The organism is Halorientalis brevis (assembly GCF_042678165.1).
Taxonomy (GTDB): Archaea; Halobacteriota; Halobacteria; order Halobacteriales; family Haloarculaceae; genus Halorientalis; species Halorientalis brevis.
This window is the reverse complement of sequence record NZ_JBHUDJ010000001.1, coordinates 622503-639104: the sequence shown is the minus strand read 5'-3', so window position 1 is coordinate 639104 and position 16602 is coordinate 622503. Positions and strand designations below refer to the sequence as shown.

General features: G+C 65.1%; 16 protein-coding genes. 7 read left to right on the top strand and 9 right to left on the bottom strand.

Annotated elements, in window-relative coordinates; all coding sequences use genetic code 11:
• The first annotated feature begins 144 nt into the window (after window positions 1–144).
• A complete protein-coding gene (locus ACFR9U_RS03255) occupies window positions 145–1539 on the top strand; it encodes a glycosyltransferase family 2 protein (RefSeq protein WP_247376739.1) in 1395 nt (464 codons plus the stop codon).
• 148 nt (window positions 1540–1687) lie between these two features.
• Here ACFR9U_RS03255 and ACFR9U_RS03250 read toward each other — a convergent pair whose 3' ends face one another.
• Window positions 1688–2356, bottom strand: a complete 669-nt coding sequence (locus tag ACFR9U_RS03250; protein WP_247376742.1) for a potassium channel family protein — start codon at window positions 2354–2356, stop codon at window positions 1688–1690.
• 137 nt (window positions 2357–2493) lie between these two features.
• On the opposite strand from ACFR9U_RS03250, the gene ACFR9U_RS03245 reads away from it, so the two are divergent.
• Complete coding sequence (locus ACFR9U_RS03245) at window positions 2494–2883, top strand: hypothetical protein (RefSeq protein WP_247376744.1); 390 nt, start codon at window positions 2494–2496, stop codon at window positions 2881–2883.
• 22 nt (window positions 2884–2905) lie between these two features.
• On the opposite strand, the gene aceB is transcribed toward ACFR9U_RS03245, so the two are convergent.
• Window positions 2906–4207 (bottom strand): malate synthase AceB, encoded by a 1302-nt coding sequence (gene aceB, locus ACFR9U_RS03240; protein WP_247377557.1) that lies wholly within the window; start codon window positions 4205–4207, stop codon window positions 2906–2908.
• A gap of 199 nt (window positions 4208–4406) precedes the next feature.
• Window positions 4407–5477, bottom strand: a complete 1071-nt coding sequence (aceA, locus tag ACFR9U_RS03235) for an isocitrate lyase (RefSeq protein ID WP_247376746.1) — start codon at window positions 5475–5477, stop codon at window positions 4407–4409.
• Between the two features lie 731 nt (window positions 5478–6208).
• Between aceA and pepF the strand changes: the two genes are divergently transcribed.
• The 3 genes from pepF to ACFR9U_RS03220 all read left to right on the top strand — a co-directional run bounded on the left by pepF (window position 6209) and on the right by ACFR9U_RS03220 (window position 10489).
• Complete coding sequence (gene pepF, locus ACFR9U_RS03230) at window positions 6209–7999, top strand: oligoendopeptidase F (RefSeq protein ID WP_247376748.1); 1791 nt, start codon at window positions 6209–6211, stop codon at window positions 7997–7999.
• 131 nt (window positions 8000–8130) lie between these two features.
• On the top strand, window positions 8131–9351 hold the full coding sequence (pan2, locus tag ACFR9U_RS03225) for a proteasome-activating nucleotidase Pan2 (RefSeq protein ID WP_247376750.1): 1221 nt from the start codon (window positions 8131–8133) through the stop codon (window positions 9349–9351).
• A 70-nt stretch (window positions 9352–9421) separates the two neighbouring features.
• Window positions 9422–10489: an ATP-binding protein gene (locus tag ACFR9U_RS03220; RefSeq protein ID WP_247376752.1), complete on the top strand. Its 1068-nt coding sequence runs from the start codon at window positions 9422–9424 to the stop codon at window positions 10487–10489.
• Between the two features lie 373 nt (window positions 10490–10862).
• Here the strand turns inward: ACFR9U_RS03220 and hisH are convergent, their stop codons facing one another.
• The 4 genes from hisH to ACFR9U_RS03200 all read right to left on the bottom strand — a co-directional run bounded on the left by hisH (window position 10863) and on the right by ACFR9U_RS03200 (window position 13058).
• Complete coding sequence (gene hisH, locus ACFR9U_RS03215) at window positions 10863–11510, bottom strand: imidazole glycerol phosphate synthase subunit HisH (protein WP_247376754.1); 648 nt, start codon at window positions 11508–11510, stop codon at window positions 10863–10865.
• A 43-nt stretch (window positions 11511–11553) separates the two neighbouring features.
• Window positions 11554–12138 carry a uracil-DNA glycosylase gene (locus ACFR9U_RS03210; protein ID WP_247376756.1) on the bottom strand — a complete coding sequence of 195 codons (585 nt, stop codon included), beginning with the start codon at window positions 12136–12138 and terminating at the stop codon, window positions 11554–11556.
• A gap of 174 nt (window positions 12139–12312) precedes the next feature.
• Window positions 12313–12870, bottom strand: a complete 558-nt coding sequence (locus ACFR9U_RS03205; protein ID WP_247376758.1) for an endonuclease dU — start codon at window positions 12868–12870, stop codon at window positions 12313–12315.
• Window positions 12867–13058 (bottom strand): DUF5786 family protein, encoded by a 192-nt coding sequence (locus tag ACFR9U_RS03200; protein ID WP_247376760.1) that lies wholly within the window; start codon window positions 13056–13058, stop codon window positions 12867–12869. The genes ACFR9U_RS03205 and ACFR9U_RS03200 overlap by 4 nt, the downstream gene beginning before the upstream one ends.
• Window positions 13059–13137: 79 nt before the next feature.
• Here ACFR9U_RS03200 and ACFR9U_RS03195 point away from each other — a divergent pair, with 79 nt between their 5' ends.
• Window positions 13138–13749, top strand: coding sequence for an MBL fold metallo-hydrolase (locus tag ACFR9U_RS03195; RefSeq protein ID WP_247376762.1), 612 nt, complete (start codon window positions 13138–13140; stop codon window positions 13747–13749).
• 84 nt (window positions 13750–13833) lie between these two features.
• Here ACFR9U_RS03195 and ACFR9U_RS03190 read toward each other — a convergent pair whose 3' ends face one another.
• The gene (locus ACFR9U_RS03190) at window positions 13834–13983 is read right to left on the bottom strand and encodes a 50S ribosomal protein L40e (RefSeq protein WP_247376764.1); all 150 of its coding nucleotides are present in this window, start codon (window positions 13981–13983) and stop codon (window positions 13834–13836) included.
• A gap of 93 nt (window positions 13984–14076) precedes the next feature.
• On the opposite strand from ACFR9U_RS03190, the gene ACFR9U_RS03185 reads away from it, so the two are divergent.
• Window positions 14077–15117 (top strand): enolase-like domain-containing protein, encoded by a 1041-nt coding sequence (locus ACFR9U_RS03185; RefSeq protein WP_247376766.1) that lies wholly within the window; start codon window positions 14077–14079, stop codon window positions 15115–15117.
• 22 nt (window positions 15118–15139) lie between these two features.
• On the opposite strand, the gene ACFR9U_RS03180 is transcribed toward ACFR9U_RS03185, so the two are convergent.
• The gene (locus ACFR9U_RS03180; protein ID WP_247376768.1) at window positions 15140–16477 is read right to left on the bottom strand and encodes a hemolysin family protein; all 1338 of its coding nucleotides are present in this window, start codon (window positions 16475–16477) and stop codon (window positions 15140–15142) included.
• Between the last annotated feature and the right edge of the window lie 125 nt (window positions 16478–16602).

Here is a 16602-nt window from a genome sequence, read left to right as displayed (position 1 = left end):
GCAGTAACTGCGTGCGGTTACTGACTCTCGCCCTCGTAACTGTCTCAGCTGCTGTAACGGTCTCCGTTGCCAAGGAACCACATACTGATGGTATGGATTCCCTAAATCACCAGATACTTGTCTATAACCTATACACTAATGGTCATGGAAGTGGAGACAGCAGAGAGCCAACAGTTCTCGATACGGGAGGGGGTCCGATACCTCGCCGCGACGCTCTGTATCATGGGGCTGTTATACGTGCCGGCGGTTTTCGCGCCGTCGTGGATCCGAGTGTTGACGACCGTGCTGCTCGTTGCGCTCCTCGGACTCACCGGTCGCGCACTGCTCTCGGCAGTGTTAGCGTTCGCGCAGCCAGCGACACCGGAACTCGACCGCCAGGCGGAACTCCCGGACGTCAGCGTCGTCATCCCGGCGTACAACGAGGCCGCGGTCCTTCCGGCCACCATCGACGCCTGTCGGAACCTCGAGTACCCCGCCGAGAAACTGGAGATCGTCCTCTGTTACGAGGCCGACTCCGTCGACGACACCGAAGCCATCTGTAAGGCGGCCGCCGCAGACGACGATCGCTTCGTCGCCGTCGAGCGCGACGAGCCCGGCGGTGGCAAGGCCAAGGCGACCAACTACGCGCTGCAGTACGCCACTGGCGAGATCATCGCCAGCATCGACGCGGATCACCGGTTCAAGCCCGACGCGATCCGCCGCGCCGTCGCCTGGTTCCAGCAGGACGACGACATCTGGTGCGTGAAGGGACGCTGCTACGGGGACAACGCCGAGGACTCGCTGCTGTCGCTGCACGCGACCGTCGAACGCCACATCGCGGAGAAAGGCGATCTGTTCGCGCGCGAAGTGTTCGGCGGCTTCACCATCTTCGGCGGCGGGCAGGCCTTTTTCCGCGCGACACTGTTCGACGAACTCGGCGACTTCGACGAGGACGTGCTGGTCGAGGACATCGACATGTCGTCGAAGATCCACGAGCACGGCAAACGCCTCCACGTGGACCCCTCGATCGTCACCTTCGAGGAGAACCCCGCGACGCTCCAGTCGTGGTGGAGCCAGCGCAAGCGCTGGGCGCGCGGCTGGATGCAGGTCGCGTTCCGGTACCTGACTCGGCTCCCGCGCAGCGAAAACGTCTCCACGATCGCTCGCCTCGACTCGGCATTCACGTTCTTCTACGCGCTCGTTCCGGTGTTCGTCGCCTTTACGATCCCGATACTCGGACTGGAACTGTTCGGCGTCAACACGGACACGTACCTGCCCTACGGCGAGTGGCTGTGGCGACTGCTGGCGGTGACGCCGGCCCTCGCGGTCGGATGCGTGTTCGTTCAGGACTACCGCGACGGGTTCTCCCACGACTGGCGCGAGTACCTCGCGCCGGCGACCCTCTGGTTCTATCTGGCGCTCCAGAGCGTCGTGTACGTCGTCTCGTTCATGGACGAGGTCGTGTTCGGTCGGCCGAGCGTCTACGTGACGACGGCTCGCGTCGACTCGCAGGCCGGCGCGAACAACAGCAACAAGAGCGCAGAGTCACCCTCTGACTGACGGTATGACGGTTGTCTGACGCGATTTTAAGTGGCTTCCTCCCGTCTGCTGGAGTACGGGCGCGCAGCAGACGGCCTCAGTCTCCCATCCTCCCGGCGCGCCCGGACACTGTTGACCCCACCCCACCCTTTCCTATCGTCCGTTCAGGTCACGCAGCCGCGGCTTCGCCGCGCAGTTGCTCTCTGACGCCTGCCAGCGAATCCGGGTGTGCGATGATCGCGACGCTGTCGCCGGCTTCGATTTCCGTCTGCGGGAGCGGAATCGTCATCGGCTCGTTTGCCCGCCCGTGCGCGTAGATGCGGGCGTCGCCCGGGAGTTCGAGGGCGACGACGCGCTCGCCGACGACCGGGGCACCCGCTGGAATCTTCACCGTCGCCGCCGAGAGCCGTTCGGTGATGTCCGCGAGCACGTTGAAATTGCCGCCGAGCAGCGCCGTCTTCGCGCCCGCAGCGCCGAGTCGCTCCGGGTAGACGATCTCGTCGACGTCCTCGGCGTACTTTTCGTAGATCTCCTCGCGATAGTCCTCGTCGATGCGCAACACGGTGCGACAGCCGTGGTGCTTGCCGACCATACACGCGCTGAAGTTGGTGTTGAGGTCGCCCGTGAGCGCCGCGACCGCGTCGGCGTCGCCGAGGCCGGCGTCCGTGAGGTCGTCCTCGTTCGACCCGTCGCCCTCGATAACCTCGAACCCCTCCGCCTTCGCGCGGTCTATTTTGTCGGGGTCGACCTCGACGAGAACCACCTCGTGGCCCTCCGACTTGAGCGTCCGTGCGGTGCGCATCCCGACTCGGCCGAAACCGACGATGACGAACTTCATGGTATGTGGTATGCCATCACACGTAAAAACACTACCCCTGGTGGCATCGATTCCCCGTGGACCGACGAGGCTCCTGCGAGAGCGGTGCTGTGGCCCGACCCGGATGCTTATGGACTGTGGCCGCGTTACTCATACTCATGGCCGCTCGGGATGCGATCCGTGAGGTTCTGTTTCAGCACTCCGACAGCCGGCCCTGTCGCCTCCTCTGGACGGCGCTCGACGACAGTCGGGACGCCCCGCCGCTCGACGTGCAGGACTATCTGGAGGTCCTCGCCGTCACGGACGGGTCGATCTGTCTGGTCGCACCCGAGGACGAGGCCGACCTGTACGTCCGGTGGGACAGCACCGGCGGTAGCTACGTGTACGTCGCGTTCTGGCCGCCGTGGGGCGTCGTCGACGCCGGCACTGCGACGCGCGCCGGGGCCGCGTCGTTGCTCGCCGATCAGGACGGGTTCGAGCCCGTGCACGTCGACGAGACGCCCTTCGCGGCGGACGGACCGGCGGCTGACCTCTCGGGGTGGCTCTGAAAAAAGACGTGTACTGAGTCGCTTAGTTGCCGACTTCCATCGCGCGCTCGACGACGTCCTCGCTGTAGAGTTCCGCGAGGTCGTCGTGCTGGTCCGGACGGTTCTCGTAGACGTCCTGGAACAGGGCGACGGGTGCCATCATCGCCTGGTAGGTCGCTTCGTCCCACATGCGGTCGCTGCTGATGTCGATCTCGACGCCGTCGATGCTGACGGTCGTCGCGCGGGTCATCGCGATCGCGCCCTTGCCGGCTTCCTTCGCTGCCTCGAACTCCTCCATGGAGTCGACGATGTCGTCCATGCTCGGGACGTAGGCCGTGAGGTCGACGAGCTCTTCGACGAGTTCTTCCTCGCTGAGCTGGAGTTCCTCGCTGCCGATCTCGAGTTCGTAGGTGTCGCCCTCTTTCTCGAGTTCGATGCGGTCGCCGTTGTAGACCTGGACGCCGTCTTCCTCGGTGAGTTCGACCGTGCGACCGTCGGCTTCGATGGTCCAGTAGCCGTCCTGCGGCGGGAGCGGGCTCTGGTTGGCCTCGACGACCTGTCCGGGGGTCAGCGACCAGATGCCGAGCATCCCCATCGCGTTGTTGGCGGTGATGCGGTCGTGGTAGCCCTCGACGTCGCGGATGTCGTCGAACGGACCGTCCACGGCGATGCAGCCGGCCGCACTCGCGGCGCGGGAGGTGTTGTGGCGCAGTTCCTTCCACTCGGGGAGCGCGCCGGTCGGCGTGATGGCGCGCATGTCCTTCGTGTAGTCGACTTCACCGTCGACGAGCAGGAACAGACGCTCGAGGTTGTTGTCGGCCTTGCCCATCTCCTCGCGGAGCTTGCCCATGGCCAGTTCCGCGGAGCCGGACTCGATGATGACGCTCATCGCGAGCGAGCCCTCTTCGAGGTCGTACTCGTTCTCGACGATGGTGATGAACTCGTCTGCCTTCTTCCAGTCGTCGATGTCGCCGACTTCCGGGATGACGAACCCGTCGATGTTCTCGACGGCGCCGTTCTCGGGGTCGGCGATCTCGAGCATGTGCTGGAAGCCCTTGTAGCGCGTCTCGGGGCTGTCGCGGTGCCAGACGACGCGGGGGTGGATCTCGCCGGGGAAGTCGTCACCCTTCTCGGCGACGACTTCGGCGATGTTCTCGGCACCCTCGTCGCGCATGTTCGGCGCGGTGGCGTCCTCGTTGTCCGGGACCCACACGTCGGGGGCCTGCATGCCGCGGAGTTCGATGGCGCTCCGCAGCTTCTTCGCGGAGTCGTCTGCACCGCTCTCTGCCGTCGGCGTCGTGAAGAAGGTCCGCACGAACTTTCGGTCGTGCAGACGCTTGTCGATTGCAGTCATTGTAGTCACTCGTAGGGTTTACTCCACCATTATTAAAGGTGACCGAATCCATCCGCGAGCGGCCGCAAAAGCGGCCTACAGTAGTAACTGGGCGTTCGCGCCGCGAAAGAAAAGTCGGTTTACGAGTCACCGGAAGACGCGCTTCGCGCGACTTCCGAGCACCCACTCACTTCGGTCGCGGGAAACCCGATCAGTCGTCGTTCTGCTCGGACTGAATCACTGCGTCGCCTTCGTCGGTGAAGCCGGCGGACTCCTCCTGGCGCTTCTTGGCCTCGGGGTCGAACTTGGCCTCGATGTTCTGGAAGCGCGGGACGAAGGACAGCTGGTGGTGACTCTCGGTCTCGTGGCCCAGGTAGCGGCCTTCGAGGTCCCACTGTGCTTCCTCGTCGTTCTCGGCGATGTTCTTCATGTCCTCGTAGACGGCGTGTGCGCCCGAGTGCAGGGCGTACAGCGTGATGAACTGGTACTTGTAGCCGAGGTCGCCCAGTTCCTGGAACGTGAGCGGGTCTTCTTCCTCGGACCACGCGAAGGAGCTGGAGTAGTTGAACGCCAGCTTCAGGTCGGGGTGGGTCTCGTGGATGGTCTCGGCGTAGTTGACGGCGTCCTCGCGGGACGGGTCGGGCATCTCGGGCCAGACCAGGTCGACGCCGGCGTCGGCGTACATCCGACCGCGCTCGAGGTGCTCTTCCCAGTCACCGTTGGACGAGCCGTACGCGTCCGTCCGGGCGATGATGACCGTGTCCTCGTCCTGCTTCGCGTCGACGGCGGCCTCGAAGCGGGCCTTGGCGTCCTCGCGGGAGACGATCTTCTTGCCTGCGATGTGACCACAGCGCTTCGGCGTGGTCTGGTCCTCGATGTGGACCGCTGCAACGCCGACTTTCTCGTACTCTCGCACTGCGCGGCGGACGTTGTGGATGCCACCGTAGCCGGTGTCACAGTCCGCGATGACGGGGAGTTCCGTCGACTCGACGATGCGCTTTGCGTTCTCGACCATCTCGCGCATGTCGACCATCTCGAGGTCCGGGAAGCCGAACTGGCCCAGCACCGTCGAGTACCCCGACATGTACGCGGCGTCCAGACCGGCCATCTCGGCCAGGCGGGCGTCGAGCGCGTGGTAGAGACCAGGTGCGAAGACGTAGTCCTGGTTGTTCAGCATGTCGCGCAGTTCGCGCGCTTTCTTGTTGTCGACGTCCTTGATGTACGGCTCTGTGCTCTTAACGTTGCTCGCAACGGGGTCTTCCCCTGATGAGTCCTGTGTCATGATTAATGCAGTTGGATACTTCCGTAGAGTCGGTTTATGTCTATCGAATCGACTCGCCAGTGGCGAGTGTTCGCATGGTTCGTGAACCGCGAGAAACCCGCTGGACGGCGACTGTCCTCTCCGTCAGAATCGAACCGCCTGTCTGCTGTAAAGCCGGACGACGCCCGTGCGCTCCCATCCAGCGTGACGCCGGCCGCTCCACGCGGCCGCTTGTCACCGACGAGTGACATCTTCTGGTCGTCCGGGTTGGTAGTTAGTCCCATGTGAATCCGTCAGCGTTTCGCGGTTTCTGTTCGTACGCATCTCCCACAAACATACATCAGTAAAAAAATGTTATGGTCTATAATGTTAATACTCTTTAATCCGATTACTGGACCTAAACCGAGATAACGAATATAAGGGATTGGTGTTCTCTAGCACGGTTTCTGGGGGCTCGGGACTCGCTGGGGTCGGTGGCGATTCGACTCACCGGAGCGCCCGCTGGCAGTCGTGGAAAGTAAAAAGGTGGGGGTGGGGGGTGGGGGAAAGGGGTGGCACCGTCAATCGGTGCCTGCCAGAGGCTTCGTCCGTCTGGATTAAGTATCTTGTGCTGCAGGACGCTGATTACCGGTTCGGGGACGTCGCGATCGTCCGGGTGAGGAGAACAGAGTACCACGGCCCGACGTGATCCCGTCGGTGGCTGGACTGCCGGCGAAGGAAGGCTTACCTCGCAGTCTTCCCTAGCTCGGTCTATGAGTTCGGTTCCCGAACGGAGCGACATCGACGAGGAGTACAAGTGGGACCTCGAGGATCTCTATGCCGACGACGAGGCGTGGGAGGAGGCCTACGAGGCGGTCGAGGAGCAGCTCGAAGACCTGCGAGCGTACGAGGGTCGCGTCACGGAGGACGCGTCGACGTTGCTCGCTGTCCTGGAACTGCGCGAGGAGATCATGCGCACGGTCTCGAACGTGGCGTCCTACGCCCGCATGCGCCGCGACGAGGACACGACCGACGGCCAGTACCAGGCGCTGCTCGCGCGCGCACAATCCCTGTCGTCGGACGCCCAGAGCGCGGCGTCGTTCATCGTCCCCGAGATTCAGAACTGCAGCCGCGAGGAAATCGACCAGTTCGTCGAGGCGGAGCCGGACCTCGAACTCTACGATCACTACTTCGACGACGTGCTGCGGATGAAAGCACACACCCGCTCGGCCGAGATCGAGAACCTCCTGGCCGAACTGGGCGAGGTCACCGGCGCACCGGGCGAGGTGTACAACATGCTCGCCAACGCGGACATGGAGTTCCCCGCGGTCGAGGACCCCGACGGCGAGTCCCGGCGCATCACGCTCAACAACTTCACGACGCTCCAGAAAAACCCCAACCGTCAGTTCCGCCAGACGGTCTACGAGGCGTTCTACGACGAGTGGGAGAACGTGAGAAACGCCGTCGGTTCGGCCTACAAGAACAGCGTCAAGACCGACAGCAAACTGGCCCGGGCGCGCAACTACGACACCGCTCGCGAGGCCGCGCTCGACGGGCCGAACGTCCCGGCCGAGGTGTACGACAACCTCGTCGACACCGTTCGGGACAACCTCGACAAACTCCACCGGCACGCCGAACTCAAGCGCGACGCCGTCGACGGCGAGGAACTCCGGATGTGGGACCTCTACGTTCCACTCGTTCAGGAGGAGAGCCCGGAAATCCCCTACGAGGACGCGTGTGAGTACGTCGTCGACGCGGTCGCCCCGCTCGGGGAGGAGTACCAGTCCCGACTCGCCGAGGGACTCGACTCGCGGTGGGTGGACGTCTACGAGACCAAGGGCAAGCAGTCCGGTGCGTACTCGGGCGGAACGTACGACTCCCAGCCGTACATCCTGATGAACTACCAGGACGACGTCGAGTCGATGTACACGCTGGCCCACGAACTCGGCCACTCCCTCCATTCACAGCTCACGAGCGAGGAGCAGCCCTACGTGTACAGCGACTACGAGATCTTCGTGGCCGAGGTCGCCTCGACGGTCAACGAGACGCTCCTCACCCACCACCTGCTCGAGACGGTCGAGGACGAGCGACTGCGCCGCCACGTCCTCAACCAGTACCTCGAACGGTTCCGGTCGACGCTGTATCGCCAGACCATGTTCGCCGAGTTCGAGCACCGCACCCACGAACTCTCGGAGTCGGGCGAGGCGCTGACGCCAGACCGACTCGACGAACTGTACCTCGATCTGAAGTCGGACTACTACGAACCGGCTGCCGTCGACGATCGTATCGCGCGCGAGTGGATGCGAATCCCGCACTTCTACCGTGCGTTCTACGTCTACCAGTACGCGACGGGCATCAGTGCCGCCGTCGCGCTCGTGGACGGCATCCTGGACGAAGGCGAACCGGCCGCCGAGCGATACGTCGAGTTCCTGGAGAAAGGTTCACGGGAGTACCCGCTCGAACTGCTCAAGCACGCCGGCGTCGACATGGCCTCGCCCGAACCGGTCGAGGCGGCGCTCGACGTCTACGCCGAGTACCTCGACGAGTTCGCCTCGCTCACTTGAAGGGGTCTCTGCCCCGTTGGCGGCCGGTAGGAGTCGGCCGCGAGCCGTTCGCTGTTGCCTGATTTTCGGGGACGGAACTTGGCCGCGACCCAAAGGCCCTTTTACGAGTAACAACAAGTGGAGATAGTCAGATGTCCCGGAGTCCGTCGCTCCCGGACCGGCCGCGGCTGGACCTCGATCCGGAGATGTCTCCGGCCGAGCGGCTGGAGGCGTTACGGGAGCACTTCCTCAAGTTAGAACAGGTGAACGACGAGCTGACCGATCAGCTCGACGCTGCAGAGAGCCGTCGCGACGACCTTCGCGACCAGGTCGACCAACTGGAGCGGGAAAACGAGACGCTCAAAACGTCGTCGCTGTACATCGCCACGGCGGAAGAACTCACAGACGAGGGCGTCGTCGTCAAACAACACGGCAACAACCAGGAGGTCCTCACGGAGGTGTCGCCGCAGCTGCGCGAGGAGCTGGAGGCCGGCGATCGGGTCGCCATCAACGACTCGTTTTCCGTCCAGACGCTGCTGGAGGCCGAGACCGACGCGCGCGCCCAGGCGATGCAAGTCAACAGCTCGCCGGAGGTCACCTACGACGACATCGGCGGCCTCGAAGAACAGACGCGCGAAGTGCGCGAAGCCGTCGAGGAACCGCTGATCAACGCCGAACAGTTCGCCGAAGTCGGCATCGATCCGCCGAGCGGCGTCCTCCTGCACGGCCCGCCGGGCACCGGGAAGACGATGCTCGCCAAGGCCGTCGCGAACGAGACCGACGCCACCTTCATCAAGATGGCCGGCTCGGAACTCGTCCAGAAGTTCATCGGCGAGGGCGCACGCCTGGTGCGCGACCTCTTCGAGCTGGCGTCCGAGCACGAGCCCGCGATCATCTTCATCGACGAGATCGACGCCATCGCGGCCAAGCGCACCGAGTCCAAGACCTCGGGCGACGCGGAGGTCCAGCGGACGATGATGCAACTGCTCTCTGAGATGGACGGCTTCGAGGATCGCGGCGAGATCCGCATCATCGCCGCCACCAACCGCTTCGACATGCTCGACCGCGCCATCCTCCGGCCCGGTCGATTCGACCGCCTCATCGAAGTGCCGAACCCCGACCGCGAGGGTCGCGAGCGCATTCTCGAGATCCACACCCAGGACATGAGCCTGGCGGACGACATCGGACTCGGGGCGATCGCCGACCAGACGGACGATTTCAGCGGGGCAGAACTCGCCAGCCTGGCCACGGAGGCCGGGATGTTCGCGATCCGGGACGAACGGACGACGGTGACCACCGAGGACTTCGAGGACGCCCTGGAGAAGATCACCGACACGGACGGCGAGGAGACCGGCCCCATCGCCTTCTACTGACGAACGCTTCTGTTTTTGCCGCTGAAAATCGGGCCAGCGAAGTTATACCCGTCGAGCGCCCAGTGTCCGTATGCGACGCAGGGCAGAGGTGCCGGCTGATGAGGCGGGTCTCGCTCGAGGTGCGTTCGACGCCCTGCCGACACAGACAGCGGTCCTGGACGCGGAGGGCGTCATCCTGCGGACGAACGATGCCTGGGAGCGGTTCGGGTCCGAGAACGGGCTGCAGGACCCGACGAGCGTCGGCTGTAACTACCTCGACGTGTGTGACCGGACCGACGACGAGGACGCGTCCGCCGTCGTGGCCGGTCTGCGCGACGTTCTCGACGCGGACCGCGACGTCTTCACCTACGAGTACCCCTGCCACGACCCGGACGGCGAGCAACGATGGTTCCAGCTACGCGCGCTCACGTTCGACGCCGGCGAGCACCTGCTCGTGATGCACTTCGACATCACAGAGCGGAAACTCGCCGAGATCGAGCTCCGCGAGTACACCGACGAACTGGAACTGCTGACCGGCATTCTCGCACACGACATCAGGAACCCGCTCAACGCCGCCCAGATGCGCGCCTCGCTGCTCGACGCCGACGGCGACGACGCCGAAAACGTGGCGGCGCTGGTCCGGTCGCTCGACCGCATCGACGCCATGATCGACGACGCGCTCGTCCTCGCCCAGGGCAACGAACCGACCGACGTCCGGGCCGTCGACCTCGACGTGTGCAGCGACACCGCCTGGCAACACGTCGAGACTGCGAGTGCGACGCTGGAGATCGGTTCCCTCCCCGTGATCGTCGCCGACGAGCAACTGCTCCTGCAACTCCTCGAAAACCTGTTCGTCAACGCGGTGGACCACGGCGGGGACGACGTCACGATCAGCGTCGAACCCATCGCGTCGCCCGACGATGGCGAGATCACCGGGTTCGCCGTCGCCGACGACGGCCCAGGTATCGATCCGGCCGCCGCCGAATCCGTCTTCGAGGCCGGCTACACGACCGCACCCGACACCGGGACCGGCTACGGCCTGGCTATCGTCGAGAAGGTCGCCAGCGTCCACGGCTGGACGGTCGACGTCACGGACGACGACGGCGCACGCTTCGAGATTACCGGCGTGACCAGGGCGACCCTCGGTGAAAGTGAATAGCCAGTCCCGAAACCGCACGAAGGAGAGACGATTCGAGGTGAAGTGAGGGGGTTCGCTTGCCGCTCTCTCAAGCGTGTACTCGGTGTCGATTTCGACGAACTTCCTTTTTCGACATCGGGTCGCCTACGGCGACCACTCGCGCAAAAACGTGGGTGAAAAACGGCTCGCTCCCGGTGGTCGCTCGCCGGCCCTACTCCGTGCAGATCTCGACGAAGTTCCACAGGATCGTGAGGCCGGTCTCGCCGGATTTCTCGGGGTAGAACTCCACCTTTTTCTGCCTCGGGTTTCCTCGGGCCGCAAAGCGGCCCTGCGGGAACCCTCGTTGAAAAACGTGGGTGAAAAACGGCTCGCTCCCGGAGGTCGCTCGCCGGCCCTACTCCGTGCAGATCTCGACGAAGTTCCGGAGGATCGTGAGGCCGGTCTCGCCGGATTTCTCGGGGTGGAACTGCGTGCCGAAGACGTTGCCGGCCTCGTTGGCGACGATGCTCGGGAAGTCGACGCCGTAGTCGGTGGTCGCGACGACCGCGCCGTCGTCGTCGGGGCTGGCGTAGTACGAGTGGACGAAGTAGGCGTACTCGCCGTCTACGCCGTCGACGAGCGGGTGGTCGCGCTGGACGTCGAGTTCGTTCCAGCCCATGTGGGGGACGGTCTGGTCCTCGTCGAACCGCTCGTTCGTGCCCGGGATCAGGTCCAGTCCCTCGGCGTCGCCCTGACCGGCGTGGTCGGCCTCCTCGCTGCTGGTCAGGAGCATCTGCATGCCGAGGCAGATCCCGAAGATCGGGACGCCGTCCTCGGCGGCCGCGACGAGTGCGTCGCGGAACGGACCGGCGTTCTCCATCCCTTCGCTGAACGCGCCGACGCCCGGCAGGACGATGCCGTCCGCGTGCTCGAACGCGGCCGGGTCCTCGACGATGTCGACGTCCGCGCCCGCACGCTCCAGACCGCGGGTCACGCTCCGGAGGTTCCCGAGGCCGTAGTCGACGACGACGATCTCCGCAGCCGTCTGTGCAGTCCCACTCATAGCTGGTCGTTCGCGTGTCCCCAGGAAATCAGTTCCGTTCCGGTCAGAACTCGCCCAGCTTCGACTGCCCGCCGTCGCCGGCTAACTCGGCCGCCTTGCGGATCGTCTCCTCGAACGTCTCCTCCTGGCTCCGGTCGTACAGCGTCGCCGCCGGGTGGACGCAGATCAGCACCGTCCGGGACTCCCCGCCGAGTTCGTGTTCGACCAGCGAGCCGGCTTCGTTGGTGACTCCGACCGACCGTTCCAGCAGGTGCTCGCTCGGCACCTTCCCGAGCGTGACGACGACCTCGGGGTCGATCTGGTCGATCTCGGCTTCGAGGTAGCCGCGGCAGTTCGAGAGCTCCTCCTGGCTCGGGTCGCGGTTCTCCGGCGGCCGACAGCGCACGCAGTTGGTGATGCGAACGTCCGCGCGAGCCAGGCCGAAGTCGCGCAGGGCGTCGTCGAGGACCGCGCCGCTCCGGCCGACGAACGGCTCGCCCTGGTCGTCTTCGTTCGCGCCGGGCGCCTCTCCGACGAACAGCAGGTCGGCGTCGGCCGGGCCGGTCCCGTTGACGATCTGCTGGCGGGAGTCGACCAGCGCGGGACAGTGCGTGCAGTCCACCACCGACAGTCCCTCCATGTGTTCCATACCTGCCCCTGCGACGGACAGGAATAAGAAAGCGCCGTCACTCCTCCGGACGACAGGTCACTCGCGCTCATCCAGCTGATCGACCGCGTGGCTCTCGGTGTTACCGTTCGCGTGTTCCGCGGGCTCCCGCGTGGTCGACCGCGCGGCTCGCGGTTCACTCCGTTTCCCGCTCGCTCACTCTGCGCTCTCCCGTTGGTCGAGCGCACGGGCCGCCAGCCGAGCGACCCGGAGCGGTTCCGGGCGACCGCCCTCGGGCGTGAACTCCCGGACCACGTCGTCGGCTTCCCCGTCGTCGATGCCCACGCTCCGGACGTACACCGTCTCGTCGTTGATTGCGAGCTCGCGCCGTGACGGCTGACGGCGATACGTCTCCAGGCGCGTCGTCAGTGCGTCACCGTCGAACTGCGCTTCGAGTGCCGGGGTCAGCCCCTCGCTTCCCTCGTAGGAAACTGAGATGACCGGACGTTCCACTCGCCCATGGAGCGCGTGCAGGTCGATAATATTGAACCAGGCGGGCGCGACGCCCGAGACGAGGAGATACCGCACGTCCTCGCGGCCGAGGTCGTCGAACAGCGCGACGATGGCGTCGGTCGCGTCGGTCCCGCCGACCGTACAGGAGCCGAAGGCGAATCCGTCGACCACGCGGCTGGCGCGGACGACGACACCGGCGAGCGTGCTCCGGGCGTCGCTGAACGATTCGGCGACGCCAAGCGCACGGACCCCGGATTTCACGTGTTCTCTTGGTCTTGCTCCTTGATGTCGGCGAGTTTGTCGAGGAGTTCGTCGTTCGAGGCGCTGAACTCGTACTCGACGTCGCCGTCGTGGGTATTTTCGGCAGTGTTGACGCCGTCGTCGTCGTCAAAATCAGTGTCGTAGTCCTGATTCTCCTGTTCGGATTCGTCGTAGCTCCCGAACCCCATGTTCGTTTATAGTAGTTGCAGACTCAAAAAGTTCCCGCCGCCCGGTACCCTGATAGGGTCGCCGGTCACACACAGTGCTATGGACGTTCACAACGTCACAGCCGACGCCGAGTCGTTCACGTGCAACGCCTATCTGGCGCTTGGCGAGCGTCCGGTTCTCGTCGACGCCGGCGCGATGGACGGCGTCGTCGACGTCGTTCGCGAGCACACTGACGACCTGGACGCGGTCGTACTCACCCACCAGCACGGCGACCACGTCGCCCAGCTCGACGCCGTGCTCGACGCCTTCGACGCGGACCTGTACGCCTACGACGACCACACCCGCCGGACCCACGAACTCGACGACGGTGACACCGTCACGATCGGCGACGAGGACTGCGAAGTCGTCTACACGCCGGGCCACGCCGACGATCACGTCTCCTTCGTGGGCGACGCCAGCCTCTTCTCGGGCGACGTGGTCGTCCACGACGACGGGGCGTTCGACTACGGCTCGTTCGGCCGAACCGACATGGCCGGCCAGTCACGCGAGCGACTCATCGAAAGCATCCGGACGCTGCTCGACCGCATGCCCGAGGGCGTCGAGCACATGTACTCGGGCCACGGCTCCGTGTTCCACGGCGACGTCCGGGACGTCGTCGAGACGGCGCTGGAACGGGCCGAGAAGCGCGACCCGAAGTACCCCGAAGAGTAGAACTGCGAGGGTAACTGGTCCGAGTCCGCGCCGACAGTTGCGACTGATCGGACAGGGCTGAGAAAAACGACGGTCGAGACAGCGCTATGCGGCGGCGCGCTCGCGGTTTTTCGTCCGAAGCTTCTTGTAGCCGCACTTCCGGCAGCTATCGGCACCGGTCGGGTTCCGTGCGTTACACCGCATGCAGACCATCTTGTCCAGAATCCGATCTTCCGCTTTTTCGAACGTAGCCATGCGGAGGAGTTTCGATTCGGAGCGGTTAAGATTTCCGAGTTAGCTGTCCTCGCCGGCAGGGATGTTTTGAGGACTGACCGTGAAAAGGGGCACATGCTCTTCGACCGTCTCGCGGACCTCTCACTGACCGTCGAGTCCGTCGACCTCGACCTCCGAGAACGGGACACGTCCAGCGAGTTCGTTCGAGCGACGACGACCGTCGCCCTCGACGGCGAGGGGACGACGGGTCGTGGCGAGGACGTGACCTACGACCGGGACGCCCAGCACGAGTTCGTCGAGGCCGGACCGCCCGACCTGTCCGGCGAGTACACTGTCGCGGAGTTCGCCGAGGTCGTCGCCGAGCACGACCTCTTTCCCACGGCTCCGGACCGTGCGGAGTTCCGAAACTACCGCCGCTGGGCGTTCGAGAGCGCCGCGCTGGACCTGGCGCTTCGCCAGGCCGACACGAACCTCGCGAGCGCGCTCGACCGCGCGTACGATCCAGTTTCCTTCGTCGTCAGCACCCGACTGGGCGAGCCGCCGTCGACCGACCGGCTGAAACGCCTGCTCGAGATCTCGCCGGACCTCTCGTTCAAACTCGATCCGACGCCGGACTGGACGGCCGACCTCGCGGCCGACGTGGCCGACGCGGCGACCGTGCGCATCCTCGATCTGAAAGGCCAGTACGAGGGAACGGACGTGGACGTGCCCGCGGACCCGGATCTCTACCAGTTAGTCGTCGACGAGTTCCCCGACGCGGTCGTCGAGGACCCGGCGCTCACCGACGAGACGCGGGCGGTGCTCGCCGACCACGAGGACATGGTCTCCTGGGACCACCCCATCACGGGCATCCAGAGCATCGAGGACCGCCCCTTCGATCCCGAGTGGCTGAACGTCAAACCGTCGCGCTTTGGCAGCCTGGAATCGCTGCTGGACACCATCGAGTACTGCCTGGAGCGCGACGTCCAACTGTACGGCGGCGGCCAGTTCGAACTCGGGGTCGGCCGCGGCCAGATCCAGGCGCTGGCCTCGCTGTGCTACCCGGACGGACCGAACGACGTCGCCCCTGCCGGGTACAACGATCCCGAGCCACCCGACGAGTTGCCGGCGAGTCCGCTGGAGCCGCCGGCCGACCCGGTCGGCTTCGGGTGGTGATGGCGGGCGGTCGCAACCACGACTATTCGGATTGCGTCGAACGGTCGTTCGAGAGCGGCCGTATCGTGACCTCTTCGACTCGAACCCCGTCTACGGCCTGGACTTCGAGACGGTAGCCACCGGCTTCGACCGCGTCTCCGACCTCGGGCGGGTGGCCGAGCAGGTCGAACACCAGCCCGCCGACTGTGCCGTAGGACGCGTTCTCGAAGTCCGTCTCCAGCACGTCGTTAACTTTCTGGATGGACAGGGCACCGTCGGCGGTGTACGCGCCGTCGTCACGGCTTCGGATCGACGGCTCTCCGATACGCTCGTCGAACTCGTCGCGAATGTCGCCGACGACCACCTCGACGACGTCCTCGACGGTCGCGATGCCTTCGAGCGTCCCCCACTCGTCGATGACCGCGGCCATCTGGCGCTGCTGGCCCTGAAACGTCTCGAGGAGTTCGTCGACGGGGGTCGTCTCCGGAACCATCGGCACGTCTTTGGCGAGGTCGGCCGCCGAGAGGGACCCGGTGTCGCCGGACTCGGCGGCCCGCAGGATGTCCTTGACGTCGACGTAGCCGACGACCTCGTCGCCCGCGTCGCCCTCGACGACCGGATAGCGAGTGTGTCCGTGCTCGACGGCGAGCGTCCGCAACTCGTCGAAGGGCGTCTCCGCCGGGATCGTCGCCACGTTCGGCTGCGGAACCATCACTGCGCGCGCTGTGACGTCGTCGAGTTCGAAGACTCGATCGATCATGCTGACTTCCTCGGCGGTGACGTGGCCTTTTTCGCCGGCCCGGCTCAACACCATCCTGATCTCCTCCTCGGAGAGCGTCTCCTCGGTCTCGGAGGCGGGCGGCACGCCGATGAGGCTCGTAAAGCGGTTCGCCGTCCCGTTGAAGACGACGAGGCCGGGCAGAAACAGGTAGTAGAAGAACTTCATCGGCGGCGACACCAGCAGGGCGAGGCGCTCGGCGTCCGCGATCGCGATGGTCTTCGGGGCCAGTTCGCCGAAGACGACGTGCAGGAAGGTGACGGTACTGAACCCGATTACGATCGCGATGAGGTGGAGCGTTCCCGCGGGGACCACCGGAGCCAACAGCGGCTCGATCAGCGCGGCCACGGCCGGTTCGCCGATCCAGCCGAGCCCCAGGGAGGCGACCGTGATCCCCAGTTGGGTCGCGGCCAGGTAGTCGTCGAGGCTCCCGAGTGCGTCCTGTAACGTCGTGGCCCCGGCGCGTCCTTCCTCGACCATCCGGTCGACGGCCGTCGACCGGACGCGAACGAGCGCGAACTCCGAGGCGACGAAGAACCCGTTCAACAGGACCAGCAACAGCGCTGCGAGGAGCCGACCGGCCGAGAACAACAGGTCTACCATGCCGCGTTCCCCCCGCTCTCTGCGGCGCGCTCATCAACTCCCGGACTGGCTGTCCGACCGACAGTGCCCTGCGACGTCTTCATACGGAGTCCTACACACCGTTGCCACAAAGTGCTGGTGTCTTC

Bases quoted from the DNA above. Each gene is read 5' to 3' on its own strand.
- ACFR9U_RS03255 (WP_247376739.1), top strand. From the start codon at position 145: ATGGAAGTGGAGACAGCAGAGAGCCAACAGTTCTCGATACGGGAGGGG.
- ACFR9U_RS03250 (WP_247376742.1), bottom strand. From the start codon at position 2,356: ATGAAGTTCGTCATCGTCGGTTTCGGCCGAGTCGGGATGCGCACCGCA.
- ACFR9U_RS03245 (WP_247376744.1), top strand. From the start codon at position 2,494: ATGGCCGCTCGGGATGCGATCCGTGAGGTTCTGTTTCAGCACTCCGAC.
- aceA (WP_247376746.1), bottom strand. From the start codon at position 5,477: ATGACACAGGACTCATCAGGGGAAGACCCCGTTGCGAGCAACGTTAAG.
- pepF (WP_247376748.1), top strand. From the start codon at position 6,209: ATGAGTTCGGTTCCCGAACGGAGCGACATCGACGAGGAGTACAAGTGG.
- pan2 (WP_247376750.1), top strand. From the start codon at position 8,131: ATGTCCCGGAGTCCGTCGCTCCCGGACCGGCCGCGGCTGGACCTCGAT.
- ACFR9U_RS03220 (WP_247376752.1), top strand. From the start codon at position 9,422: ATGCGACGCAGGGCAGAGGTGCCGGCTGATGAGGCGGGTCTCGCTCGA.
- hisH (WP_247376754.1), bottom strand. From the start codon at position 11,510: ATGAGTGGGACTGCACAGACGGCTGCGGAGATCGTCGTCGTCGACTAC.
- ACFR9U_RS03210 (WP_247376756.1), bottom strand. From the start codon at position 12,138: ATGGAACACATGGAGGGACTGTCGGTGGTGGACTGCACGCACTGTCCC.
- ACFR9U_RS03200 (WP_247376760.1), bottom strand. From the start codon at position 13,058: ATGGGGTTCGGGAGCTACGACGAATCCGAACAGGAGAATCAGGACTAC.
- ACFR9U_RS03195 (WP_247376762.1), top strand. From the start codon at position 13,138: ATGGACGTTCACAACGTCACAGCCGACGCCGAGTCGTTCACGTGCAAC.
- ACFR9U_RS03190 (WP_247376764.1), bottom strand. From the start codon at position 13,983: ATGGCTACGTTCGAAAAAGCGGAAGATCGGATTCTGGACAAGATGGTC.
- ACFR9U_RS03185 (WP_247376766.1), top strand. From the start codon at position 14,077: ATGCTCTTCGACCGTCTCGCGGACCTCTCACTGACCGTCGAGTCCGTC.
- ACFR9U_RS03180 (WP_247376768.1), bottom strand. From the start codon at position 16,477: ATGGTAGACCTGTTGTTCTCGGCCGGTCGGCTCCTCGCAGCGCTGTTG.